The sequence below is a fragment of the Candidatus Zixiibacteriota bacterium genome (assembly GCA_021159005.1).
Lineage (GTDB): Bacteria > Zixibacteria > MSB-5A5 > UBA10806 > 4484-95 > JAGGSN01.
Genome location: JAGGSN010000085.1, coordinates 1 through 26,629, shown reverse-complemented (window position 1 = coordinate 26,629; position 26,629 = coordinate 1). Strand labels below are relative to the sequence as shown.

Genomic DNA, 26,629 nt, shown 5'->3' with positions numbered 1-26,629 from the left:
TAAAATAATTCAAATGCAATCCGGGCGTAATTTCTGTTTGCTGTTAAATCAGCTGTTTTGTTCTGTTGTCCCTGCTGCCGAACTCATCCAATTCCCTGGTTTCCAAACGCAGCATATCTTTATTAAAGTTTTGAAGATGTTTCTCTTTTAGCTTCTCATATTTCTTCTTTTCACGTGAAGCGTTTAAAAGTTCCTGTTGGGCTTTGGAAACATTTTTTTCAACAGAAGTTACTACCTCTGTTTGAACAACTATATCCTGGCTGAGTTTATCAATGTATCTTTTAGCAACAAGCAGATTATAAATATTAATCTTTCCGGGTTTACGTATGCCATACATTAGATAGTATTTGCCTTTAGTATAAATTATATCCGACAATTTGTTTTGTTCAACAAGATGACGGGCTTGCTCGGAAGCTAATTTCAATTTTTTATTTTGCTCGAGTTGTTCTTTATATTTTCTGATTTTTTCCAGCCTGAAATTAAACTTTTTCATTATCCTGAGGACCTATTAAAATTTGCCGGAGTCTGTTAAGCGATTGTTCGAAATCGCTTTTTTCTCCAACTGACTGATTTAAAAACTCGTTGAGAGCATCTATTCTTTCAATAGTATAATCGATTTTTGCGGATGAGCCTTTGACATAAGCGCCAATGTTGATTAAATCCTCTGCATCTCGATAATCAGCTAGTATGGTTCTGCATTTGCTGGCGATCTCAAGATGTTCCTTATCGCAAACATCTGGCATAAGCCTGCTAATAGATTCCAGCACATCAATTGCCGGGTAGTGGAATTTAGATGCCAGGTTGCGTGAAAGAACAATATGTCCATCGAGGATTGACCTTGTTATATCGCTTATCGGTTCGGATAAATCATCGCCCTCGACCAGCACGGTATAAAAAGCGGTGATATTTCCGTTTTTTGATTGTCCTGCCCGCTCCAGAAGTTTTGGGAACAAGGAAAATACCGACGGTGTATAGCCTCTTGTTGTTGGCGGTTCGCCGATAGAAAGACCTATCTCGCGCTGTCCCATAGCTACTCTTGTTAATGAATCTACCATTAAAGCTACATTATTTCCCTGATCACGGAAGTATTCGGCGATTGTTGTTGCCACCATAAGTCCTTTAATTCGAAGCAGGGGGGATTCATCCGAGGTTACCGCAACGATTACGGATTTTTTAAGACCTTCTTCGCCAAGGTCTTTTTCGATGAAATCTCTCACTTCTCTGCCTCTTTCCCCAACCAGACCAATGACATTAACATCAGCGGATGTAGACCTGGCAATCATCCCTAAAAGCACGCTTTTACCGACTCCCGAACCGGCAAATATGCCGATTCTCTGCCCCTGTCCCATTGTAAGAAAACTATCGATAGCTCTGATACCAGTCGTTAATGGTTTGGTGATTCTCTGTCTTTCAAGAGGATGGGGCGCAGAAGCGTTCAGTGGTCTGTTTTCCCGGCACAGAAAAGGCGGCCCGTTGTCTATAGGTCTGCCAAGCCCGTCAACAACCCGGCCAAGCAGTTCAGTACCGACCTGGACGGTCAAAGTTTTGCCGCTTGCGGTTACAACAGCTCCGGGACCTATGCCTGTCATTTCTCCCAAAGGCATCAAATAGATGCTGCCATCCCTAAAACCTACAACCTCTCCGGGTATAGCGCCGTTGGGAGTATCAACCGAAACCTGATCGCCTACTTTAAGAGCGGGTCCGGTCGCCTCGATTACAATGCCTACAACACGCTTAACCACACCTTTTTGGCTGACAAATTGAACTGAATCTAATATTCCTTTGATCTTTGCCGCTTTTTCACCAACAGCTAACATTATACAAGCATTTCCATATGTTGTTTTAATTTCTCGAACTGGGTCTCAATACGACCGTCAACTACAGAACCATTAAGTTCAATAAGACAGCCGCCGCGAGTTATACTATTGTCGGGTTCAATAACAAAGGAGAATTTCCCTTCATGTTTCTGGTCTAAACCGGGTATATATTCTTTTATTATATCATAATCTGCGGGATTAATTTTTATAATAACCTGGCCTGCTCCAGCTAAAAGTTTAACGCAGTTCTCAACATTCGCCTTAACAATATCCGGGACCATATCCACCGCCCCAAAGATAATTTTCTTAGCGAGATGAACCGATAAATCCATTACTATATCTTCAACTTCATTAAAGAAATTCTGACTTTTTTCATTAAGCTCTTCTGTAATAGTATTCAAAACCCGATTGATTTGGTCTGTCTTCGAGCCAGCTTCATCCAAACCATTCTTATGGCCATCCCTAAAACCTATTTTATATGATTTTTCGGTTTCCTTTTTTAGGCGAGCTTCATGTTCCTTTTTTAAAACGTCTTCTATGGAGCGGCGATTAGCATTATTTAAATTGGCTTTACTGTCACCAATATTCAAACTGCTCGCCTGCACGTTAGTCGAATTATTTTTGGGGGAATCTTTTTTTAATGCGCCGACAGAAGTTCGGGCTTTAGTTTCATTAAGTTTATTGGGGGAAGATGATTTCGCATCGGCCTTTTTTTTTTGACTATCCGTTTTATTAGAATTGAATAAGGATAAATCCAACTCCTGAAATTGTCCTTTTTTCAACACGTTGCGAAATGTGATTTCAGGCGACTCATGTAATATGTCATGTTCAAGCATTGTCCTTTTCAGTATTTGTTGCTTTTTAACAACTTTCTGTTCCTTCGAGGTATTGTACTTATATCTTTTTATTAATTTACTATACAACAAGTTCTTCCTTGCCTCCGCGTCCGGCGATAATAATTTGTCCTTCATCCTGAAGCCTTCTGATTACTTCAACGATTCTCTGCTGAGCCAATTCCACATCGGAAAGCCTCATCGGTCCCATGAATTCGATTTCCTCCTGAATCATTCCGCCAACTCTTTCGGATACATTCTTGAATACTTTTTCCTTAACTTCATCGCTGGCGGCTTTAAGCGCAACTGCAAGGTCTTTAGTTTCCACATCTTTCAATACTCTTTGTATTGAACGGTCATCGAGAACGACCATATCTTCAAATACAAACATCAGATTTTTAATTTCGGCGGCTAATTCCGGGTCTTCGGCTTCCATGGTTTCGAGAATAGCTTTCTCGGTTGATGACTCAATAAGGTTAAGGATTTCGGCTACAGTTTTAGTTCCGCCTGATATTGACAGGTCGCGGCTGCCGACTTCTTCGAATTGTCCCTCAAGAACGCCTTCTAATTCGCTTATAATCTCCGGCGAGATTTTTTCCATCGTAGCCATTCTCATTGATACTTCAGCCTGAAGTTCGGGGTCTAAATCTGCAAGTATCTGGGCAGCTTGGCCATGAGCAAGCTGGGCTAAAATTAGAGCAATAGTTTGCGGATGCTCGTTTTGGATAAAGTTAATCAGCTGCTTGGGGTCAATATGTTTAATGCGGGCAAAACCGGTTGCCTTTAGAGAACCTTCAAGTCTTTTTAAAATTTCGACCGCTTTGGTAGACCCGACAGCGGTTTCAAGGAGGCTTTTGGCATACTCAACGCCGCCCTGATTAATATACTGCTGAGCCATGATTAATTGAGAAACTTCTTTGACAACCTGTTCCTCCAGTTTTGAGGAGACATCTCGGAGGTTGGCAATTTCGATAGTAATCTTTTCGAGTTCGACATCGCTTAGCTCTTGCATTACTCTCGTTGAAATCTCCTGTCCCAAACCGATGATTAAAATTGCCGCTTTTTGGGCTCCGTTTAAATCTTCAAATGCATTATCTGCCATTTTATTCAGCCAACATTGTTTTTATAGCTTTTGCGATTTCAGCGGGATTATCATCCGCTATTTTACGAACATGATCAATTAATTTTGGTTCTTTAGATATTTTCGGAATAATATCCACTGCTTTTCTTCTTATTTCAGCCTGGGCTTCCTGGAATCGTTTATGCGATATTCGCTTAGCTCTGTATTCGCTGTATTTTTTGCGGAATTTCCAGAGAATAAAAACGATAATAGCCAAAGCCAGAATTTGCCAGCCTGTTTTTATCCAGAATTTAATTTGATCATCCCGAAGAATACGCTGTTTTTCATTCCAGTCATCCTTGATTGTTTCAAATGGAATATTAGCGATTTCCATTATATCATTTCTTTTTTCGGAAAAACCAACCGCCCCCTTAACCAAAGATACTAATTTGCTGACTTCCTCCTGCGGCCTGGGATTATACTGGCGTACCATTTTTCCATCCGGCCCCTTAACCATCTCATAGATGCCATCCAACGAAACCGCCACATGCAATCGGGATAGATTGCCTATTTCATTCACTAAATGTTCAATAGTTTTATTAATTTCATAGTTTCTGATAGTATTTTTCCTGGAATTGGATGAATCTCTTATCTTCTCCGGCACTTGTGAATCTGATTCGGATTGGTTTTCCTCCATTATTTCCTCCGACCTTACAGAAAGATTATCAGGATCATAAGTTTCTTTAGTGTGTTCAACTTGATTGAAATTCAAATCGGCGCTAACCCTAACAATAGACTTATCGAAACCAAGAACAGCATCCAACATCGATTGCGCTTTATCTTCAAGATACATCTCTACATTTTTTTTCAATTCAAGCTGGTTTGATGATAATCTTGCTAATCTATCCTGTTTTTGACCGACTGATAATAATTTGCCCGATGAATCAAGGACGGTTATATTTTCATGCGAAAGCCCCTCTACAGATGAAGCAATAAGGTGTATAATACCCTCTATTTGCTTTTGAGATAATGAACCATTACGATTAAGATACAATACTACCGAAGCGCTGGGTTCTTTTACATCTTCTTTAAAAAGTCTTTTTTCCGGGATAACGAGATGAATGCGAGAAGATCTAATCGCCTCGAGTTGGGAAATTGTTTTTGCCAATTCCCCTTCAAGCGCACGGCGAAAATTAATCTTTTGTAAAAAATCAGTCATCCCCAGGTTTGTTTTATCGAAAATCTCATAGCCTACCTGTCCCTGTTTTGGCAAACCCGAGGCTGCGAGTTCCAACCTGACTTTTTGAATTTTATTTCCCGGGATATAAACAGCCGTACCGCCTTGAGACAACCGATAGGGTATATTGTTGTTGGCTAAATAATCAACAACCTCTCCCGCCTCAGCTGGTTCAAGATTGCGATATAGAGCTTGATAATCTATTTTAACCACCTGGCTTAGAAGCGTAATTATTATTATTAGCGCTAATCCGCCTAAGCCGGTAAATATTATCTGCTTAGCTTTGGATAAGTCGGACCACCAAGGCGCAATCTTAGTTTTAAGCTGTTCAAAATATTCTTTAAGCGTGTCTAACATAAGCAATTAAACTGGCATCCGCATTAATCCCTGGTAAGCCTCAATCAGCTTGTTTCTGATTTCCATTACCAGTTCCAAAGCCACTCCAGCCTCTTCGGCGGCTATCATAACATCATGAATATCCGTAATTTCGCCAAGGGCAAATTGTTCGGCGATGTCGGCGGCAGAATGTTGAAGCTCGTTTGTGTTATTAATCATCTCTTTGAATACCTGAGGGAAACCAAGTTTCTGCGTTTCCTTGTCATTATACTCGGAATTTTCATTCTTGACTAAAGCAGAAAAATCCGGCAATACTTGTCTTGCATATCCTGGTAAAATTTTAGTCATCTTTACACCACAATGTTAATGATACGTCCGGGACGGTTTTCTGATTCTGACCCTTGACTTACCTGGCTTAAATCATCCATATCAAACCGTCCAAATAAATCTGTTATTCGACTGCTTTCCGCTTTTGATAGTGTTTTATTTATCGACTTGCCTTGTTTTGCATTCTGATGAGATTTGGCAAAATTAGATTTGGCAAATTGATGCTGCATATCCCGGGATCTCGTTTTTTGGTTCGACTTTCCCTGGTTTTGATAATCCGGATGATTCCCCTGTTCCGATTCAGCTATCCGACCATTAGCAGCATGAGAAATGCTGCCCTGAACCACTCCTTTGTCGGTATAAATACCAATTGAATTAATATTCATCATGATAAACTCCTTACTTCAAACGCCGGTAAAATATTCCTCCAAAGCTATTTTCATTGGCTGCTTTCATGTCTGACAGTTATATATCCAAAGCATCCTTAGCCATATTCTTAGCAGATTGAACAACTGTAACATTCGCCTCATAAGCCCGGGAGGCCGACATCATGTCAACCATCTCTGAAATTATGTTAATATCCGGCATTAAAACATTCCCCTCTTCATCGGCATCGGGATGCCCGGGATCATGAACAATTTTAAAATTAGCCGGCTCAACTACTTTTTCATTTCCAGCCACAAAAGGTATAACCCCATCTTTGGTATTGTAGGAATCTCTGCTTGCCAAGTGCTTTCGATGTGTTCTTGTCAGAGTTTTTATTGAGCTTTGCAATGAATCAATAAAACTGGCTTTCCGCGGATTTTCAGAAAAGACTACTCTTTTTCTTTTATAAGGCGTTCCGTCCAGAGTTTTCGTGGTTTCGACATTAGCTATATTTTGCGCCACGGTATTTAATTTTTTCCGTTGAGCCGATAAGCCTGAGGCGCTAATATCAATAATTGAGAATAAACCTGTCATGATTAACTCCTGCCTCTAATTACTGTTTTTAACGTATAAAATTTCTTTGCCAATGCCTTTGTACCGTAGGTATACAGAATCTGGTTTTCCGCCAGACGAGCCATTTCTTTGTCAATATCAACATTGTTGACTCCGGATTCATTGGTATCATCAATATTCTTTATCACTTTTATTGACCTCATTCTACCCGGCGGTGGTATATGCCGCTCGTTAGTAACATTTAAAGTGATTTTTTGTTTTCTGACAGCTTTTGCCATCTCTTGCTTAAAATCAATTGACTTCGACTGGTAGCCCGGAAGCGAAACATTAGCGACATTAGCGGCGGTTAGTTTCTGAGAACTGGAAACAACCCGCAACAGGTTTTTAAAAAGCGGCACTCCCGATTTGTTTAGTATTTGATCTTTAATAATCATAATTTACTCAGCTTGTTTTTATTATTAATCTTATTTAAAGCCGACATCCTCCGCTATTTTCAGACAACATTAACACTTTAATCTGCTAATCATATTGCAATGACCATGCCAAACGTTTAAAATACAGCAGAAATATTGCTAACACGTTGTTTTACCGTGTGTTAGAATGCTTTAGCTGTTTTGTTCCACGTTGAAACGATTCATTTTTTTTATAAGGGGGGAAATGTTTTCCTGTTTCGGAATATAAAATGTTCTTAAAAATATTGATATGCTTATAAAATATTCTGAATGCTAAGCTCCGGCGGTTTTAGTATTCGAATCTGAATTGCCATCAAGTGTTGTATCTGGCAAGGTATTTACAGGCTCACCGGTTAGGTTTTCCGGTTCGATATATGAATCCTCTATATTTAAAATTATGATATCCACGCGGCGGTTTTTAGCTCGTCCTTCGGCAGTATCGTTGTTGGTGATAGGACGATATTCGGCATAGCCCAAAGCCGATATTCTTGCCGCCGGGAAAGGATACTTTTCCAAAAAATATCTCAAGCAGTTTGTTGCTCTGGTTGTAGAAAGCTCCCAATTTGACGGGAACCGCGCAGTATGTATTGGCAGGTTGTCGGTATGTCCTTCCACCCTGATATGGTTGGGGATTTTTAACAATTGAACTGATAATAAATCGAGGATTTTTTTGGCATCCTGTTTTAAATCGGCTTTACCCGGATCGTAAAATGCAGATTCGCTTAAATGGATTACTAATCCTCGTGTTTGAATTTCTGTGTTTATAATAGAGCCGAGCTTAAATTGCTGAGAGATTTTATCAACCTGATCTTTAAGCACAATCAGATTGCCTCGTTTTAATAATTTGTTAACAACAAGTTTTGATGATAACTGTTCGGTAAATTTCTTTCCTAACTCTTCATCGCCTTTAAAAACGCCGCTTAACGCTCCTGATATATTATTGAATTTACCGGCGTCAACTCGCGACATTGAGTATAGAATCACAAAAAAGGCCAATAGAAGCGTGATTAAATCGGCGTAGGTCAATAGCCAGCGGTCGAGGTTTTCATTATCCTCAAAGGCGCTTTTATTGCGCTGAAACAACATTATCTCACCTACAGTTCATTTCGTTTTTGAGGCGTGATATATGAGAGCAGCTTATTTCGTATAAATTTCGGATTTTCTCCTGATTGAATCGAGAGCATTCCTTCTAAAATTAATTCGAGCTGCTTGGTTTCTTCCTGATGGTTAAATCTCAATTTATCCGCAATGGGCAAATAGCAGAGATTAGCCAATGAGATACCCCATAAGGTGGCGACAAAAGCGCCGGCGATAGCGACGGCTATTTTTGAGGCATCCTCTATTTGTGAAAGAGCATGTATCAAGCCAAGCACCGTTCCGACTATCCCCAGAGTTGGAGAAAAACCGCCCAGCTTTTGGAAAAACAGGATGCCGGCACCGTGGCGCTGACTGATATAGGCAATCTCTGTCTCGATGATATTGCGGAAAAGCGTTGCCTCAGTTCCATCGATTACCAATTGCACGGCTTTTTTGAAAACCGGATTTTTCTCGCGGGCGATATTGTCCTCAAGACCTAAAATACCTTCCCGTCGAGCTTTTTCGGCTAAGGACACGATTTTATTTATTAAGGCAATTAAATCTTCAGAATGATCAGTAAAAGCAACTCTGAGCAGCGCCGGAACATTTAAAACCGTCCTTATTGATGTCGTAACTGTTGCTGCGCCTATTGTACCGAAAACAACTAATATCAATGCCGGTATATGGAACAACGCCGACAGATGACCGCCCTCCATAAGGAAGGCGATAATAACAGCGCTGATGCCAACTATTAATCCGATTATTGTTGCAATATCCATAACATTAAAGGAAATATTATCCTTAATAATATTATCGGCGAATAGGCTATGCTGTTTAGCTTATGATATGAGATTCGGAAGCTTCTTTGATATTTTATTTTAGCTTGAAAAACCATTTTTTTTAAGGAAATAATGCTGCAAACGTCAGGCTGTTGCCTGTAAAGACTGATTTGCATTCTAACGCTTACGAAGCAACACTTCCATTTTTACTTGACTGTACAACCGAATAAATAATAAACTAAACTATGGCTACCTTCACTAATATCCCCCAGCAATAACGGAGGTTTTATGGCTGATAAGACTAAGGAATTTGAACCCTATATTAAGCACTCGGAAACTCCCGCTGAATTTACCTGGAAAGCGATAATAATCGGAACCAGCCTGGGCATTCTATTTTCCTGGGCTAATGCCTATGTTGGCTTAATTTCCGGCTTGACTATTTCGGCATCAATTCCCGTTTCGGTAATGTCGGTGGCTATATTCTCTGCCATCCACAAGTTTTTTAATGTCAAAAAAGGAAGTCCTCTGGAAACGAACATGGCGCAGACAATCGGCTCGGCAGGGGAATCATTAGCCGCCGGAGTTATATTTACGATTCCGGCAATGTTCATGCTTGGCTGGGATGTCGACTATGGGATGCAGGTAATTACAATTACTATTATCGCGGCTATTGGAGGAGTTTTAGGTGTCGCTTTTATGATACCATTGCGTCAATATCTTATTAAAAAAGAACACAACACTCTGCCATATCCGGAGGGCACAGCCTGCGCCGAGGTTATTAAATCGGCGGATATTGGCGGCGCATCAGCCAAGTATGTATTTGTAGGTTTGGGAATTGGGGCACTTGTGGAATTAGCCCGTAAGGGATTTTATATGTTTGCCGGCACAATCGAATTTCCCACAGTTGTTGTTCGCAAAATGATAGTTTCATTAGAGGTAAATCCGGCCCTGCTTGGCGTTGGCTATATATTGAAACGCCGCATTTCGACAATAATGGTTGCGGGGGGCGCTGTCTCCTGGTTTTTATTGATACCATTATTGGCATATTTCGGCGATAGTCTCAGCTTTTTAGATGCTGTAAAAAAAGCCAACGGCATTTCCAGTATTGCCGAAATGCCGGCTTGGGATATTTGGCATTATTTCATACGGTTTATCGGAGCGGGCGCTGTCGCTTTCGGCGGTATAATCACGCTTATTAGAGCTATACCGACAATTATCGAATCGTTCAGGCTTGGCGCTCGGCAGATGATGAAAGGCGCTGATTCATCCGGAATTAAGAGAACCAACCGCGACCTGCCAATAAAAATAGTCCTCTGGATATCAATCATTGTAATAATCTTCCTGGCAGCAGCTATGGCTATCGGTCTGGAGAACATGACATTTGGCATGGCGGCGCTATCTTCTTTGTTGGTGGTTATATTTTCATTTTTCTTTGTTACCGTAGCTTCTCGTATTGTCGGTTTAGTCGGTTCGACATCATCACCGGTATCAGGCATGACTATTGCCACCTTGCTGGGTACATCGATAATATTCGTCATGTTCGGCTTAACGGGACCCGGAGCCAAGATAACAGCCTTGACCATAGGCGCGGTAGTGTGTATGGCGGCTTGCACATCCGGCGATACCTCACAGGATTTAAAAACCGGTTTCCTGATTGGCGCAACGCCGCGCAAGCAGCAAATCGGGGAGTTTATCGGAGTGTTATCATCAGCGGCAGTATTGGGTTTTACGCTGATAGCATTGTATAATGCTTATGGCTTTGCCGAGGCGCCATCGCCGTTTAACGGCAAAACTGAACTTGCGGCGCCGCAGGCAACTTTGATGAGTTTTGTTGTTAGGGGCGTAATTGATCAGAATATCCCTTGGATATTAGTTGGGATAGGCGCGGCGATAGCGGCAATATTTGAAATCTTTAAAGTGCCTTCATTACCGGCAGCAGTGGGGCTTTATCTGCCCCTGGAAACCACTACACCGATTTTTATCGGCGGTATGCTGCGTTTCTACCGCGATAAGCTTACCGATGGAAAGCCATCAGATTCCGACAAGGGCGTGCTCTATTCATCGGGACTGGTAGCCGGTTTTGGCTTAGTTGGCGTACTTTTGGCGGCGACAGCGGTAATAAAAATCGGCTCAGACGGCGTTGGTGAGCCTATATATTTACTGGATTCAATGCGCGGCTTGTTTGGTAATTTTTGGGATAGTTTTGCATCCGGGGAAATATTCAGTATGATATTTGCCGGGCTGATATTTATTGCGCTGTCGTATCATTTGTTTAGGGTTGCCAGGCAGTAGGATATTGATATCCGGGACAAAAAAAGTCGTCGGATACATCGACCCGACGACTTAACGTATTCTAATATTCAGATATTATTCAATCGATAATAGTGGGCGTTACGAAAATTACCAGATCCTGACTCTGTATTTCTTTTTTATCATAACTAAATAAATAGCCCAAAAGCGGAATATCTTTCAAGATTGGAATGCCAGCTCGAAGCTTCAAATTTTCCTGTTTGGTTAATCCGGCGATAACCGTTGTTTGGCCATTATCAACAACAACATTAGTTTCGGCATTCTGAGTATTGATAATAACGCCATTCGGGTCGAACTGGTATGAGCTGCGTTCTGGTTTCAGTTTCAATAAAATCCGGTTTTCGGAGGTGATATGCGGAGTTACTTTTAGCTGGACACCAACATCATAAAAAGTAATAATCGTATTGCCTGAGGGATCAAATTGTTTGATAGGAATTTTCTGTCCCATCTGAATGAAAGCCTCAACATTATCGACAGTAGTTATCTCGGGATGGGCAATGACTTTGACTTTATTGGATGACTCGGCTATTTTTAGCATAGCCTTAAGTCCCCAGTCGCCTTCTTTGGTGGCATATATAAAATCACCGATTGCATCAGTGGCCATATTCTGGGATGTATTTATCTGATCATTGCCGTGCGGCCAGTAATCAAGCACTTCAGGAGGATCTGCCGTAGAATACGGATCATACCAGGTAATACCGGTGCCATCCAAAGCCTGGAAATCAAAACCCATTTCTCTAAGAGTTCTGCTTTCAATTTCCAGCAGTTGGGCTGATATTTTTACCTGTTTTGTTTCCTTATCCAGGACTGTAACCAATTCCTCCATCCTGTCGAGGTTGTCGGGAAGGTCGCGGAGCACCAGCGAATTGGTTCTCTCATCAGTAGCAACAGAACCTCTTTTGGACAGCAAGCCAACAACAGCCTTGGTAATCTCTTCGGCGACATTATATTTGATTTTTATGATTCGCGTCCGAAGGTTTTTCAAGGTTGCCTGTTCGGCGTTATATTGTTCCAAAGCCCTCTTTTCAGCATAATAGTCATCAGCTTTAACAACTCTGATATAATTATCCGATTCGACTCCGACAAGACCATATGTGTCCAAGAGAATATCAAGAGCTTGTCTCCAAGTTACATTTTTTAATTTTACCGTGATTTCGGCTTCAATTTGAGGGGCAACCACGATGTTGGCATCAGAAAATGACGATAAATACATCATAACTGACCTAATGTCCGCATTAGTCAAAGATATCGTTTTAATTATTTGCGGTTTTTCAGCAATAAGCGCGTCTGTCGAGTCCGGTTCTTGGCTTAGAAGGATACCGCCTCCGGACAGGAATAAACCCATCCCTAAAACTGCTGATAAAATTGCCGCTACAACCCTGATATTTTTCATAACATAATCTCCTATTTTATCTCAGTCATTTGCAGTTTAAGGGCTACGGTTCTGGTCCATCCATATTCCGTTACCTGGAAAATAGCCTTATTCTTTCGTACGGAAACTAAATAACCATTCTGAACTCTATCGCCGGGCTTGAAAAGAAAGCCATTACCTTCAGTATCTTCAAATAAAGCTTTTTCCCCTGCCTCTTCATCGAAAACTCCAACTAATGATAAGTTTTCAATAGCTGGCATATCGCCAGCGATTAAACTTCCGCGGTTTCCAACTAAAGGTTTAAATGGGTCGCGATGACTGCCAACTTTATATTTAACAAGCTTCCGTTTAGGGAATGACTCAATTTTTATTCCGGATTTCCTTTTTTGTGATGTTTTCTTTTTTGCTTTTGCCGGTTTGGCTGCAGTTTTATTGCTCGGAGTTTTTTTAACTGCCTGAGCAATTGCCGGTAATTGCTTATTGGCACTCCAGGGTATAAATGCTTGTTCACCTGTAATCACTGGTATTGTTATTTTGAGACCCAGCGGCAGTTGTTCGACTTTGTATCCTATCGGTCTATTAACATCAAGCACAACCCGCGTTATTAAATTGGGAGTTATTTGAAACTGACTGGTTCTTATTTTTTCGATAGACTTAAAAGGCAGTTTCCCAAAGCTTTTACGCGGCCAATTATTAACAACATCCTGGATATCTACCACAATTTTTTCAGGCGCTTTTTTAATCATAAAATGTTCATAAAGACATGGCTTCGAGGTTGTGATTTCTACACAAACAGAATCACCATGCTTAGAAACATTTATATCCTTCAAATATATTTCCGCCTGACTGGTAGAAAATATCATAAACACAATGATTAAACACATAAATATTCTCATTGCGTTTGACCTCCTTGATTGGAGTTGTATGATGTGAGCTTAAATGTTGATGAAACGGTATGGTCATTTTGTTTTAGCGTATTACCGATATCCAAACCTTTTCCCTCTTCAATACTCTTCAATTTCACATCAGAAATAGTTACTATAAACGGGAAATTAACAATCTTAGCATAAAAACTACCGAGATTATGATATGTTGATTCAACCTCAACCAGATAAGAATTAGCGCTATAATAATCATGAGATACCGTTACCTGCGGCGTAACGCTTATAATAGTTGAGTTTGCGAGTTGGGCGGCTATATGCATCTGAGCCAGGAAAGCCTCATCTTCTTTTACCTCTGGCAGCCATAGCTTAACTTTCTCATATCGGTTCAGTAGTTCATTATATTCCTCTTGTAATGCATCCAGGCTTTTAGCTTGCTGTCTAACAGAAAATAATTGCTGCTCTAATTGTTGATTTTGGGCTTTCTTTTCGTTCAATTCAATTTCATAAGCTGAATAGAATTGTGAATACCAGATATAGAATAGAATAATAAAGCCAGCAACTATTACAGATAGAATTTGATTTTTAGGGTCTCTTAAATCCATATATTCCTCCTGCAGGTTCACAAAGACGCCTGCATGGGTATCGCTTAAAATTCAGAACCAGCCGCCTGCTTTCCTGCAATTAAGGTTTTTTCTGAATCTATCATATCCTCAAAACCAGTTAACATAAGATCGCAATTAATAGTAAAAGTATATGATTCAACATCCATCTCCTCTTCTAATGCAATCGTAGAAATTTCAATATTCTTTAGATAAGGAGATTTTTTCAGTTTGATAAGGAATGTTGCCAGGCTGTTTATCGAAAATGACCTGCCGTTAATAGTAGTTTTTGCAGGTTCTCCTTCTTGAGTTCCACCTGAAGCTTGCTCGAAACCCGTTAACCATAAATAGTTTGGCACCCGAGAACCAAGATCAGAAATTACATTTATCCAAGCATCTCGGTCGCGATCAAGCACTTCGATTGTGCTAATCCTGGATAGAATCAGGTTCTTTTTGCTTTTTAATTCCTTAATCAAAGCGATTTCCGAATCATATTGAGCCGCTTCAATGCGAGCGGTTTTGATTTTCTCACTAAGGCTATTTGCCGGCATTATCTGGAATATTAATGAATAGGCGAATAATAAAACAAGCACCCCAATGCCGCCGCCTATTACGTATAGGGTGTTTTTATCCAGTTTTATACCAAATTTTTTCTTTTGGTATATTTTTGGTAAAAGATTAATTTCTATCATTTAAATATTCCTTGCCGCTAACCCTACCGGTACCGCCAGAAGCGGAGCCACTTTTTCCGGTTGGAATTCAATAAACATATCCGGGTCATATTCGATATTTCGCAATGGATTGCAAATTTCAATCGGGGTTGACAATTTTGCCTGAAGCATTTCCGGCAAAAACGGAATCAAAGCGCCGCCTCCGGAAAGCACAATCCAATCTACCTGTTCAGCCCCCGATGAGTTTTTAAAATATGATATAGCTACTTCAAGTCCGGCCACAAGCTCCTCAGATGCGGTAACTATTGTGGCCTTAAACATATCCTGATCGATTGAACCGTCCATCTCTCCGCGAATCGCCTTTGCGGTTAACTCTTGGTTAAGGCGAAACTCTTTCGATATGGCATCAAAAATGATTCTAACGCCATTTGAGACATCGCGAGTAGAATGATACAGCCCATCTTTAAGAAAAATCATATTGGTTACATCAAACCCCATATCGATTAATGCGGTAACTCGCGAGGGGTCGATATCGTAATTGATTTTATAGGCATTTAAAATAGCAAAAGCATCCGTATCTACTATAACAGGTTTCAAACCGGCGTCGATTATCATATCAAGATAACTTTTTAAGAATTCATTTCTCGCCGCAACAAGCAATACCTCCATCTTGTTAGTTTCGACATCCTCTGAGATTATATGATAATCTAAGGTAACATCCTCAACATCAAAAGGAGACCGCTGTTCCGCCTCAAATAATATCGCCTGTTCTGCCTCTGCTCCGGATTTTCTGTCAATCACTATTTTATCGGTGATTACTCCATGTCCCGAAATTGATAAAACAATCTCTTTTAATTTGGGATCTGTTTGGTCTACCAAACTCTGGATATCGAATATTACAGCATCCCGATCCTTAATTTCTTCATCGGATATAACACCCAAAGGAAGCTCTTTGATTGCCAGCGCCTTGAGTATGTAACTATCGCCTTTTTTCCTAAGCTTTATCAGCTTAATTGAATTAGTGCCTACATCCAATCCTGCAGCTAGTTTTGATTTTTTACCGAAGGCCATATTTGCCTCTTAATATTTACACTTAGTTTTCAACTTTTCTAATTGTATTATTAGTCTAAACATGTGTCAAGTTTTGTTTGATGCCTTTCTTTGTTATTACAAAATTAGTATCGTCTTTTAGATTAAAAAGTTAACTAACATTAATTAATAAAAAATGTTTTTAATTCTTTATTATGGACTTCATTGGCTTTATAGGCTTCATTTAAGCGCTTTCAAATGGTTTATTTTAATAAGGCGCTGCAATCTGCATATTTGCCAAGCGATTTAAAAAAGCGATTTAATTCTGATAGCTTTTCGCAGAAATAATTATACGCTCCTAAATAGATATCTTAAAGGTTGACTTGCCATTAAAAAATCCTCAAATTCATCTGCATGTAAATAATTGCAGGTGCTGACAGGTCTTTGCACCTGACACCGTATCATCGCTGAACAAATACTGTTGAGTAGGAGCGCCCGATAGCATAAAGTGCGGCATATTATGATAAAAAACAGAGTAATCGTAATCGGAGCCGGTGCTGCCGGATTGATGGCCGCCGGACAGTCCGCATTATCCGGAGCTAAAACGCTTATTTTGGAAAAGAAAGGTTCGCCTGGCTGCAAGCTTAGTATAACCGGCAAAGGGCGATGCAATCTTACCAATATTGCAAAACAGTCCGAATTCATTGCTCGTTTCGGGCGCAATGGTAATTTTCTCCGTCAGGCATTCTCGAGATTTTACGCACCTGAGCTTATCGAATTTTTTGAAAAACTTGGCGTTCCAACTGTAACCGAACGAGGCGGACGAGTATTTCCGGTTAGCGATGACGCCAATGATATAGTTAATGCCTTAACGCGATGGGCTATCGAGTGCGGCGCAGCTCTGCAAACAAAATCGCCTGTACAACGATTGTTGATAGAGAATAATCAGGTAATTGGAGTTGAGGCGTTAAAAACGTCTACAAGCACAAAAGGAAGCAAACGCTTAAAAAAGCATGAGTATAACGCTGATGCCGTGATAATTGCCGCCGGCGGAGCATCATATCCGGGCACCGGTTCGACAGGAGATGGCTTCCGATTGGCAGAAGCAGTCGGACATACTATTGTGCCAATAAGACCAGCCTTGATTCCCCTGGAAACCGCAGGTGATACAGCTCCAAAACTTCAAGGACTACAGCTTAAAAATGTAATGGCTAAAGTGTTTATCGACAGGAAAAAACGAGCGGAAGAATTCGGAGAAATGATATTCACGCATTTTGGCATTTCCGGCCCGATTATCCTGACATTAAGCAAACAGGTTGTCGATGCGCTAAACCGCGGCGGCAAGGTTGCTGTCTCTATCGATCTCAAACCCGCCCTCGATGAGCATAAGCTGGAAGCCCGCCTTATACGTGATATTAACACCTATGGAAAGAAAATATTCAAATCGCTTCTTAAGGGACTGCTTCCCAGCAAGCTGATACCCGTATGTTTAAATTTAATGGACATAGCTCCGGACAAACTTAACAATCAGATTACGGCTTCCGAACGAAAGCGATTGAAAACCTGGCTGAAAGATTTCCGCCTTGAGATAACCGGCTATCGTCCGCTTGCTGAGGCGATTATAACCGCCGGAGGAGTGAGCACTCGAGAAGTTGATCCCCGCACGATGGCTTCACGTTTGGTAAAAGGTCTTTATTTTGCCGGCGAGACGCTCGATATTGATGCCGATACCGGCGGCTATAATTTGCAGGCGGCGTTTTCGACAGGCTGGCTTGCCGGACATTCAATCGATAAATGCAGTGTTTCGGGAACTATCGATAATCTAAAAACTTGACACATCAAGTATTTCTATATTAAGAAATCATTGTTATGGATTTGCTGAATAACTTTATTAACAATATATTGTCATTCTTGCCAAATGCCGCTGTTATGGCTGGAGTAGTTATATTTCTTTTTGCCGCTTACTATGTGCTCAACAGACGCTATACGGTATCATCCGGGCGCCGCTTTCATCTCCAGATGATAATGCTGGCATTAGTATTTGCCGGTTTGCTGGTTATTATAATGGCATTGCCGATTAGCGATAGCTCCCGCGGCCAGCTTTTAAGCCTGCTTGGTATCCTTCTCAGCGCCGCCATAGCCTTATCATCAACGACTATACTGGGCAATGCAATGGCTGGCTTTATGCTTCGGATTATTCAAAGTTTTAAACCTGGTGATTATATTCGTGTGGGCGAATATTTTGGGCGAGTATCCGAACGAGGGCTTTTCCATATTGAAATTCAAAACGAGGATAGCGACTTGATGACTCTGCCAAACCTGTACCTTGTTAACAATCCCGTGAAAGTAGTACGAGCCTCCGGGACATTTATTACTGCTCAGGTATCGCTTGGCTATGATATCCCCCGAACGAAAATAGAAAGTCTGCTTTTAAAAGCCGCCCAAAAAGCGGAATTACGGGACCCTTTCATTTATATTCTTAAACTTGGTGATTTTTCGGCAACATACCGCGCGGCAGGATTTCTTGAGGATATCAAGCAGGTTATATCTGCCCGGTCGCGCCTTAACGAGATGATTTTAGATATATTTAACGAGGCTAATATCGAAATAGCCTCCCCGACTTTGATGAATACGCGGACTTATCCCGATACAAAGCAGTATGTTCCGAAAAGAAGCGCAGTCAGCGGTAAAGTTGATAAAACTATCAGCGCCAAGCCACCGGAAAGTATCGTTTTCGATAAAGCTGAACAGGCAGCAAAAATTGAAAATATTCGCGAATCTTATGATAAAACCGGCAAAGAACTTTTGGAACTCAATAACCAACTTGAACAGATTAAAGATGAAAGCAAGCGACAGCATCTTCAATCTCAGATTATCCGATTAGAGGCAAAACGGGAATTATTATCTGAGATTCTCAAAAAGCAGGATAAGCAGAAAAAGGAATAGCTGTACGTTAGTTTAGGATTTACCGGCTATCACTTAAAACTAGATTGTTTATAAACTTTTATTCGTCATTTTTTGTGCTGTCGGAAGTTACTTCCGACAGTTCCAACAGAAAAATTCGCCTATGGCGCATGTCATCACATGCTAATATTTGTGAAAAATGCAGGTTAGCGTTTTTTCTTAGCCGCCTTTTTTGTTGATTTCTTTTTAAGCTTTTTGGAAGTTGTTTTGATTTTTTTCTCTTTGGAAGCAACTTTTTTTAATTTCAACCCCAGCGCGTTTTCCAAAATATCATCAATATTCTCTACTGGCACGAATGTTATCTTGTTTGTAATCTCCTTAGGAATTTCAATCAAGTCCCGCTTATTCTTTTTGGGGAATAGAATTGTTTTTATCCCTGCCCTGAAAGCGGCTAATGCTTTTTGTTTGAGACCTCCAATCGGCAGCACATCGCCGCGCAGCGTAATCTCGCCGGTCATAGCCATATAAGGAGCGATTGGAGTATTGGTTGCCAAGGAAGCTAATGCTGTGAACATAGTTACTCCGGCAGAAGGTCCGTCTTTTGGGGTAGCGCCTGCCGGTACATGCACATGAAAATCATGAGTAGTGAAATATGATTGCTCGATTCCCAGTTGATCCGAAATCGATCTCAAATATGACAACGCTGTCATCACGGATTCTTTCATGACATCGCCAAGCTGACCTGTCAGTTTAAGGTCTTTTTTGCCGGGCATGGCTGCTGCCTCGATAAACAGAATTTCACCGCCGGCTGATGTCCAGGCCAGGCCGGGCACAACTCCAATTGAGGGAATTTTCTCTGCAAAATCCTGAAAATACTTTTCTGGTCCAAGGAATTCTTGAACTAATTTTGGAGTAACATTCGTGTATATTACTTCTTCAGCCGCTACTTTTCTGGCAACTTTGCGGCAGATAGTACCGAGTTCTCTATTTAAATTGCGTAAACCGGATTCACGGGTATAATCAGATACAACATTTTTAATAGCTTTATCAGTAAAAGTCAGATTCTTCAATGTTAGGCCGTGGTCGGTTAAGTTTCTCGGAATAAGAAATTTCTTGGCGATTGCCAGCTTCTCAAGATCAGTATATCCGGGCAAGGTAATAACTTCCATACGATCAAGAAGAACTGCCGGTATAGTTTCGAGGATATTAGCAGTGGTGATAAACATGACCTTTGTTAAATCGAAGTTTACATCAAGATAATGATCGGCAAAGCTAAAATTCTGTTCCGGGTCAAGCACCTCCAGCAATGCCGAGGATGGATCACCGCGGAAATCCTGGCCGATTTTATCGACTTCATCCAACATAAAAACCGGATTGTTTGAACCTGATTTTCGTATACCCTGAATTATCCTTCCGGGCAAAGCTCCGATATATGTTCGCCGATGACCGCGGACTTCCGCTTCATCCCGAACACCGCCTAACGACATCCTGAAAAATTTTCTACCCATTGCTCTCGCAATAGACATGCCCAGAGAGGTTTTACCCACGCCGGGAGGACCCACAAAACAAAGTATCGGTCCTTTCAAGTCGCTGTTTAATTTCCTGACAGCTAAATACTCGAGTATTCGTTCTTTGACTTTATCGAGATCATAATGGTCTTCATTCAATACTTTTTGAGCGGCTTTAATATCGAGAATATCCTCAGTGCTAACCGACCATGGCAGATTTACCAGCCAGTCGAGATAAGTGCGGCTTACAGTATATTCAGCCGCCGAGGGATTCATTTTCGACAATCTGTCAAGTTCCTTTTCGGATGCCTCCCGCGCCTCATCGGGCATATTAGCCGTCTTGATTTTCTTTTTAATATCCTCGATTTCCAACATCCGGTCATCAGCTTCACCCAACTCTTTCTGGATTGCCTTAAGCTGTTCGCGAAGAATATAATCGCGCTGAGATTTGCCCATTTCCGAGGCTGCATCAGTCTGAATCTTTCGCGATGTTTCAAGCACCTGAAGTTCTTTGTTTATCATCATGTTTACTTTAAGCAAACGCTTCTTGACATCAAATATCTCTAAAACTTCCTGCTTTTCAGCAATGCTAATGTTAAGATTCGAGGCAATTAAATCTGCCAGTTTTGAGGGTTCGCTTGTATTATATGCCGAAACTTGCAAATCATCCGGCAAATACGGAGCAAGTTTGGTAACATTTGCCAATTGCTCCAAAACATTTCGCATCAATGCTTCGGTTTCAATAGATTCATCGAATATTTCCTTCGGAACTTCAACATCGGCTTTTAAAAACGGTTCGGTCTCGACAAACTTTTTAATCTTGATACGTGAAATACCCTGAACTAAAAAACGAACAGAACCATCGGGGAAACGAAGCATTTTCAAGATATGTCCGGCAACACCCACCCTATATATGTCATCAGAGTTAATATTTTCTTTTCCCGGGTCTTTCTGAGTAAAAAGCCCCAACGGCTTGCCATCCATCAATGTCTCATCAACAAGCTTTGTGAACCGCGCTTCTGCTACCATAAGAGGCATAACCAGAGAAGGGAATACAACGGTAGTTTGTATCGGTAGAATTGAAATTGGTTCGGTTGTCAAATTACTTATATCGATATTAGCTACTTTTTCATTATTTGCATTTATAGTTTCCATAATCATCCCTGCCTTAATTCTCTATTATAATGATATTATTAATACATCCAAATACTAATTGAATGTAAAGCGGTTTTAGTAATAGTATTCATCTGTCATCTTCTATCCCATAATACATTTTCTTTTGCTTATCGACCCAGTTAAAGAATTTTTCTTCTTTTCCGGGAAGTCTGAAATACAAAATATATTCGCCTTTTTTCCGGGATGGCGCCTCAGCGGGTATAAACATAAACTTGAAATCTTCCTCAAGCTTCTTCCTGTCGCCAGCTGAACTTTCGCAGCCATAACCATCTACATCAGTTCCGCCATGAAATAAAACTAAGACAGCATCAGGCTTATCTGCCGCTCTGATTGTTAGTTTAAAATCCTTGAATGTTATAGTTCTTGAATTTTCCTTCATGAATCACCCTTTGAACTAAAATACTGTCTTCTTATCTTTAACCAATCGGTTAATTTCAATACTGCTAAAGTAAAATAGCATAGCATATTCTATAATACCAGAAAAATTATTGTTTTAATACAAAGATGACTGTCTTAAACGGCTGATTGCAGGTGTTTTTACCGTGAAATAATGACCGGAAAAGCCAAAGTCGAATATTCTGTCTCAATTACTAATTGCGATATTTGTTTGACAGCTATAGAATTTCCGCAATTTCCACCTGAATGCGGCTAATGATGCCCATGATGGTCATCGTCAATAACAGGCGAATCGGGATGATTTTCGTTCATTTCAAGCTCTGATGAATTGGGTTCGCGGTCATCTTGAACCATTGAATCGGAAGGCGCATACAGGATATCCTCAGTAGAAAAGGCGGTAAGATTAGCTGATAGAACCGCTAATGAGTCTTTATCGATAAGCGCGGGAATTGCTGCCAGTTGGTATTGCTTTTTAAGATATTCCTCAGTCTCCAAACGGTTCAACATTGCCGCAGAAACACCGGCACCGTACTTATAAACGCCGGTTTTACCAAGACTGGCAGTACCGGATAACAACCCAAGACAAATTCCGCATAGAATCAGATAGGCGGTGAAAGCAGATTTTGGCAGCATCTTTTGTAATAGTATCCGATAATTCGCTAAAAGTTGAATAATAAAAAATACCAGTACTCCAAGTATCATGTGCGTTTGAAGATAAATATAGCCATACTCGGTCATCCATAAAGTTCTATAATCTACTGAGCCGGTTATTATGGCAATAAATGACATTACTGCCGATGCGCCAATATAGTATTTTGCAAATTGCGGCCAGGTTTTCTTGCTGGTTATCAAACTTAACGCTTCGCAAATCATTGACATTATAAAAAGGGCAATTGCAAGGTGAACAATTGTTGGATGTATTAGATTCATATTGCCTCATTCATTATGTATAACTAACTACAAATAATAACAAACAACACGCTGACAAGCGCATTAGCTCTGGTTGCCAAGCACCGCTCGGTAACCAGAGGGAATTATATTTATACATTTATTTTTATCGGAAGGATTTCTTTTATCTCAACAATTATATTAATTTTGATTGGCGTATGTAAGCAGTTATTAAATTACGTGGTTAGTGTATGTCCTTGTTATAACGCGGCTGGTGTACGTCCTCGCGCACCAGCGCTGTTGGTTTATACGGCGGTTAATTATCTTATGGGTTCCCTAATTTTAATTTCTTCAATCTCTATCTCATCACTATCCTTTTGCGCCCTTTCATTGTAGAGTTTCTTGAAGCTTAAGCCCTCTTTAACTGAGAAAAACCAGCCCAACAAAACCGGCGGAATATAGTTGAATGCGTGCAATACAATTGAAAAGCTCAGAGCGGTATGTTTATCTATGCCAAATAATGAAAGAGCGAAAACACAGGCAAGCTGAAAGGTGCCGATATTGACCGGAGTTACGACAATTAATACCATAATAGTATTTATTATCATGATAATAACTGCGCCCCAGAGGTCTATATTAAGGCTAAATGCGCCTATTAAAAGATATACCATTATTGCCTGAAAGCTCCAGGAAATAATAGTAAAGCCGGTTACCAAGAAAAGATGTTTGGAACTGTGGAGCATCTGCAGCCCATAGATAAAAGTTGTCTTAAGATAAAGCAATCTTTCGGCAAAGCCTTTTACCTCATTGAAACTGCCGTTTTCGATTTTTTCAGCAGCAGCTTTATAATTGCGCGACAACCAATATAACCAGCCGGCTAACGCTGCAACAGCCAGTCCGCCAATTGGCCACCAACCGCTGATATAATCCGGGAACACATAAAATGTGGAAACAAAAAGCAATAACCCAAACAACACGATAGCATCGAATAAGACCTCTAAAACGACTGTGGTGAAAGCAAATGTTTTTTTCATTGACTCTTTTTTAGCTAACAGGAAAATACGCGCAACCTGACCGGTTAAAGCCGGTAATAGAAGGTTCATCATCATACCGATTGAAAATGTCGAAAATATATCCAATGAGCTGATCTTTTTGCCCGGATCGATAATATATTTCCATCGCTGAGAGCGAACAAAAGCAATCAGGAATTCCGCTATACAAAGCGGGATTAGATACCAGAAGTTTATACTTATAATAATATTCCAGATTTCTTTAAACTTAAAATCCCTGAATAAAAAGATTATAAGAATTAAAGCGAGTATTGCTCCCCAAAACCTTTTTCTCTTCAATAGAGCCAAATTAAATCTCCGTCAAGGTGGCTCCCTTAATCCATCCATTTAAGCCATTGGCAAGTTCAACCAAGTAATAGCCTTGCCTTTGGGATAGTATCTTAAATTCCAATCCCTCATGGCCAGTGAAGATTTTCTCAAAATCCTCACCCGGTCCTTCTCTCAACTCTGCTGAAGCTGCCGTTAGAACGCCCCACTTTGTATTAATTGTTTCGTTAATCACAAAATGAGTTTGAACGCCCGACAAGATAAACACTACGACAAGCAATATCAACAAATAACTTAAAAACTCCTTTTTACCGATTCCCAATATCATTAAAGTTATAATCAAGCTTAAAATCCAGTAAATAATTATAGTAAACACAAAATACTCTTCAGCAGAAAATATCCCTGCCATACCCGACCATAGATTCAGCAAAAATCCTTTTGGCGGTTTTTCTACCTTATCGACAGTATATCTGCGCACATATTCGAGATTTTCTTGCGCCTTAGTGAAGGATGGGTCGAGCTTGAGGCATAAACGATAGGCGGCTATTGCCATACCAACCTGGTTATTTTTAAAATAAGCGCTGCCGAGATTATAATATACCGAAGGGCTTCGGTTCCCATGTTCCAGAAGCAATAGATAGCCGTCCAAAGCCTCTTTAAAATTATTTTGGTCATACGCATTATTTGCCTGTTCCCAGATATCCTGATCGGAACCGCTTGCAGAACTAACCGGAAGCATTAGTATGCATATAAACAGTATTGAAGCTAATCTCATTTCAGGTTCCTATCCAGCTCCGACAGCAGGTTTTCCGCCTTGTTATAAATCTGTTGCGCCTGTTCGGATGTTGGCCTATTCGGTGAAAACCTGCCTATATCACACTTATCTAAGAAACTTGAGAATTCATCAATGATGCTATCACATTTGCCGGTACTTTTCAGCATTTCAATTATCTGAGTATTAGTAAGGCCGGCGGCTTTTACGTTTAATTTATCTGATATAAAACCAACAATGCCATTAAAAACTAAGCTGTAAAATAACTCCGGTTTTTTCAAACCGTTATAAGCCTCTTTTAATGCTTTCTTAGCGGCTTTTGAGGCCAGTTTGCGGCGGGCATAGGCGATATCACCCTCAAGTCTTTTCCGTCGGTTGATATGAACAGTAAGAAAAATAAGCCAGAGCACAGGCATTAGTTGAACAATCCATACTAACTTAGACTTGAAAAACGGCGTCGAAATTGATTTGCTTGAGAGTTCGGTTGCAATATAATTCAAACTGGTTCGAGCGGCTGGTATAACATTAACCGGCCTGTCTCCCAGAGCCATTAAACTAACCGAGGATGGCTTGACATACACTTTGCCCGGTTTTTTTGACTGTTTTTTGTATTTTTTAGACCACGGGTCAAAAAAGTTGAAACTTAATTCGGGAAGTTCATACTCGCCCGGCGCGGTGGGAATTAAGACCCATTCAAATAACTTGGAACCGGATACTTTGTAATTCTTCTTAGAGATATTCTCATTGCTCCCCGAATCATAAAGACGGAAATTTTCCAATTCGGGTATTTCTACACCCGGAAGTTTTTTGATGTTACCGGAACCTGTTACGGATGCTTTTAATGTAATCGGCTGGTCTACCTCTACGGTGTCCTTGTCGATTGAGATTTTCCAGCTGTATGAACCGACTGCGCCTGAAAAATCAGAGGGCTTATTTGCCATTGGCAGAGATTGAACATCTATGATGATTTTTTTACTGCGTAAAACGTTTTTGCTTGAGGATCTTTGTTTTCGACGAGAATGCATGCTAAAAGGGTCAAAGTCGAAAAATGAATTACGCGCGCTTGGGGGAATTGTTAATACTACCGGTTCAATAGTAATTTTACCGGCAACCGTAGCGAAAAGGGCTTTGCGAATTTCGGTAACTCTATACGTTTTACCGTTAATCATTTTATTATATGTTTTTTGCGGGGGCAAATCCTCAACCCAAAACCCGTTGTAGTCAGGCCATTGCAATGTTGGCTGTTCATATAAGTTCTTAGCCTGATAAAATCTGAAAATCATCGTTACCTGCTGCCCGATATATGGCTTTTTTGTGTCTACATCCTGTTCGATGAAGAAGTCGCTTGTTGTCTGAGAGCGCTGGCTGGTTTTCGCATTTGATTGCGATTTTGACGGAACAGCCTGCTTTGCTTGTGCCTGACGTGTAACTTTGATAATAATCGGCGTTGTGGAATAGCGCTTCCCTTTATATTTTACTCGCGCCGGTTGGATTGTGTAAGTGCCGGTTTTTCTTGGCATAAGAATATAGGAATAATCGGTCTGGTAGTTTATTGCTCCGGGTACAATTGAAATATTTGACGATGTTCCCGATGAATACACGTCAAATTTAGAAAGGTCGGGCAGTTCGGGCTTGTCGATATGTCTTACCGGACCGGCTACGGAGATAGTAAGCTCTATCGATTCCCCAAGCGTTATTTCCGTCCTATCGACACTGGCATTGATATCGATATCGCCCGCGCCGGCTATCCCGGATGCCAGCAGTAGTATTACAATACTACCAATCGCGGCGCGAGCCGGAACGGACGACAACTTTTTTAAGGTTTTTCTGTATCTCTTTTTCATCTTCTTTGAATGCCTCTAATAATTCCTTGGCTTCTTTCTCCGACATCTCGCCTTTCTTAGGCTGCTGCTGCTGCTGCTGCTG

The 26,629-nt window shown here is 40.7% G+C and carries 25 protein-coding genes; 3 read left to right on the top strand and 22 right to left on the bottom strand.

Annotation, left to right across the window (positions count from 1 at the left end; all coding sequences use genetic code 11):
* Window positions 1–43: 43 nt before the first annotated feature.
* From fliJ to J7K40_05665, 11 genes are all read right to left on the bottom strand, one after another.
* Window positions 44–493: a flagellar export protein FliJ gene (fliJ, locus tag J7K40_05715; GenBank protein MCD6161895.1), complete on the bottom strand. Its 450-nt coding sequence runs from the start codon at window positions 491–493 to the stop codon at window positions 44–46.
* Window positions 480–1,817: a FliI/YscN family ATPase gene (locus J7K40_05710; protein MCD6161894.1), complete on the bottom strand. Its 1,338-nt coding sequence runs from the start codon at window positions 1,815–1,817 to the stop codon at window positions 480–482. Before J7K40_05710 ends, fliJ begins: the two co-directional genes overlap by 14 nt.
* Window positions 1,817–2,740, bottom strand: a complete 924-nt coding sequence (locus tag J7K40_05705; protein MCD6161893.1) for a hypothetical protein — start codon at window positions 2,738–2,740, stop codon at window positions 1,817–1,819. The genes J7K40_05710 and J7K40_05705 overlap by 1 nt, the downstream gene beginning before the upstream one ends.
* Window positions 2,733–3,752, bottom strand: coding sequence for a flagellar motor switch protein FliG (gene fliG / locus J7K40_05700; protein ID MCD6161892.1), 1,020 nt, complete (start codon window positions 3,750–3,752; stop codon window positions 2,733–2,735). Before fliG ends, J7K40_05705 begins: the two co-directional genes overlap by 8 nt.
* Before the next feature lies 1 nt (window position 3,753).
* Window positions 3,754–5,304 (bottom strand): flagellar M-ring protein FliF, encoded by a 1,551-nt coding sequence (gene fliF, locus J7K40_05695; GenBank protein MCD6161891.1) that lies wholly within the window; start codon window positions 5,302–5,304, stop codon window positions 3,754–3,756.
* 6 nt (window positions 5,305–5,310) lie between these two features.
* Complete coding sequence (gene fliE / locus J7K40_05690) at window positions 5,311–5,631, bottom strand: flagellar hook-basal body complex protein FliE (protein MCD6161890.1); 321 nt, start codon at window positions 5,629–5,631, stop codon at window positions 5,311–5,313.
* Between the two features lie 2 nt (window positions 5,632–5,633).
* Window positions 5,634–5,999, bottom strand: coding sequence for a hypothetical protein (locus J7K40_05685; protein MCD6161889.1), 366 nt, complete (start codon window positions 5,997–5,999; stop codon window positions 5,634–5,636).
* 76 nt (window positions 6,000–6,075) lie between these two features.
* Window positions 6,076–6,570 carry a flagellar basal body rod protein FlgC gene (gene flgC, locus J7K40_05680; GenBank protein MCD6161888.1) on the bottom strand — a complete coding sequence of 165 codons (495 nt, stop codon included), beginning with the start codon at window positions 6,568–6,570 and terminating at the stop codon, window positions 6,076–6,078.
* A 2-nt stretch (window positions 6,571–6,572) separates the two neighbouring features.
* Window positions 6,573–6,983 carry a flagellar basal body rod protein FlgB gene (gene flgB, locus J7K40_05675; GenBank protein ID MCD6161887.1) on the bottom strand — a complete coding sequence of 137 codons (411 nt, stop codon included), beginning with the start codon at window positions 6,981–6,983 and terminating at the stop codon, window positions 6,573–6,575.
* A gap of 291 nt (window positions 6,984–7,274) precedes the next feature.
* Window positions 7,275–8,087 carry an OmpA family protein gene (locus tag J7K40_05670; protein ID MCD6161886.1) on the bottom strand — a complete coding sequence of 271 codons (813 nt, stop codon included), beginning with the start codon at window positions 8,085–8,087 and terminating at the stop codon, window positions 7,275–7,277.
* An 8-nt stretch (window positions 8,088–8,095) separates the two neighbouring features.
* Complete coding sequence (locus tag J7K40_05665) at window positions 8,096–8,857, bottom strand: motility protein A (GenBank protein MCD6161885.1); 762 nt, start codon at window positions 8,855–8,857, stop codon at window positions 8,096–8,098.
* 288 nt (window positions 8,858–9,145) lie between these two features.
* Between J7K40_05665 and J7K40_05660 the strand changes: the two genes are divergently transcribed.
* Complete coding sequence (locus J7K40_05660) at window positions 9,146–11,149, top strand: oligopeptide transporter, OPT family (protein MCD6161884.1); 2,004 nt, start codon at window positions 9,146–9,148, stop codon at window positions 11,147–11,149.
* Between the two features lie 79 nt (window positions 11,150–11,228).
* Here the strand turns inward: J7K40_05660 and pilQ are convergent, their stop codons facing one another.
* Genes pilQ through pilM form a run of 5 tightly spaced genes read right to left on the bottom strand, consistent with a single transcriptional unit; the run spans window position 11,229 to window position 15,764 of the window.
* Entirely contained in the window at window positions 11,229–12,560 is a 1,332-nt protein-coding gene (pilQ, locus tag J7K40_05655) for a type IV pilus secretin PilQ (protein ID MCD6161883.1), read from the bottom strand.
* An 11-nt stretch (window positions 12,561–12,571) separates the two neighbouring features.
* Window positions 12,572–13,435, bottom strand: a complete 864-nt coding sequence (locus tag J7K40_05650) for an AMIN domain-containing protein (GenBank protein MCD6161882.1) — start codon at window positions 13,433–13,435, stop codon at window positions 12,572–12,574.
* Window positions 13,432–14,025, bottom strand: coding sequence for a type 4a pilus biogenesis protein PilO (pilO, locus tag J7K40_05645; GenBank protein MCD6161881.1), 594 nt, complete (start codon window positions 14,023–14,025; stop codon window positions 13,432–13,434). Before pilO ends, J7K40_05650 begins: the two co-directional genes overlap by 4 nt.
* A 44-nt stretch (window positions 14,026–14,069) precedes the next feature.
* Entirely contained in the window at window positions 14,070–14,714 is a 645-nt protein-coding gene (locus J7K40_05640; protein MCD6161880.1) for a PilN domain-containing protein, read from the bottom strand.
* Window positions 14,715–15,764 (bottom strand): type IV pilus assembly protein PilM, encoded by a 1,050-nt coding sequence (gene pilM, locus J7K40_05635; GenBank protein ID MCD6161879.1) that lies wholly within the window; start codon window positions 15,762–15,764, stop codon window positions 14,715–14,717.
* Window positions 15,765–16,242: 478 nt separating this feature from the next.
* On the opposite strand from pilM, the gene J7K40_05630 reads away from it, so the two are divergent.
* Window positions 16,243–17,556, top strand: coding sequence for an NAD(P)/FAD-dependent oxidoreductase (locus tag J7K40_05630; GenBank protein ID MCD6161878.1), 1,314 nt, complete (start codon window positions 16,243–16,245; stop codon window positions 17,554–17,556).
* A 95-nt stretch (window positions 17,557–17,651) separates the two neighbouring features.
* On the top strand, window positions 17,652–18,668 hold the full coding sequence (locus tag J7K40_05625) for a mechanosensitive ion channel (GenBank protein ID MCD6161877.1): 1,017 nt from the start codon (window positions 17,652–17,654) through the stop codon (window positions 18,666–18,668).
* A gap of 164 nt (window positions 18,669–18,832) precedes the next feature.
* On the opposite strand, the gene lon is transcribed toward J7K40_05625, so the two are convergent.
* The 6 genes from lon to J7K40_05595 all read right to left on the bottom strand — a co-directional run bounded on the left by lon (window position 18,833) and on the right by J7K40_05595 (window position 26,547).
* Entirely contained in the window at window positions 18,833–21,289 is a 2,457-nt protein-coding gene (gene lon, locus J7K40_05620) for an endopeptidase La (protein ID MCD6161876.1), read from the bottom strand.
* 88 nt (window positions 21,290–21,377) lie between these two features.
* Window positions 21,378–21,689 (bottom strand): hypothetical protein, encoded by a 312-nt coding sequence (locus J7K40_05615; GenBank protein ID MCD6161875.1) that lies wholly within the window; start codon window positions 21,687–21,689, stop codon window positions 21,378–21,380.
* Between the two features lie 269 nt (window positions 21,690–21,958).
* Window positions 21,959–22,636 (bottom strand): DUF2231 domain-containing protein, encoded by a 678-nt coding sequence (locus tag J7K40_05610; GenBank protein MCD6161874.1) that lies wholly within the window; start codon window positions 22,634–22,636, stop codon window positions 21,959–21,961.
* Between the two features lie 278 nt (window positions 22,637–22,914).
* The gene (locus J7K40_05605) at window positions 22,915–23,952 is read right to left on the bottom strand and encodes a flippase-like domain-containing protein (GenBank protein MCD6161873.1); all 1,038 of its coding nucleotides are present in this window, start codon (window positions 23,950–23,952) and stop codon (window positions 22,915–22,917) included.
* A gap of 1 nt (window position 23,953) precedes the next feature.
* Window positions 23,954–24,706: a tetratricopeptide repeat protein gene (locus tag J7K40_05600; GenBank protein MCD6161872.1), complete on the bottom strand. Its 753-nt coding sequence runs from the start codon at window positions 24,704–24,706 to the stop codon at window positions 23,954–23,956.
* Window positions 24,703–26,547 carry a protein BatD gene (locus tag J7K40_05595; protein MCD6161871.1) on the bottom strand — a complete coding sequence of 615 codons (1,845 nt, stop codon included), beginning with the start codon at window positions 26,545–26,547 and terminating at the stop codon, window positions 24,703–24,705. The genes J7K40_05600 and J7K40_05595 overlap by 4 nt, the downstream gene beginning before the upstream one ends.
* Window positions 26,548–26,629: the final 82 nt, after the last annotated feature.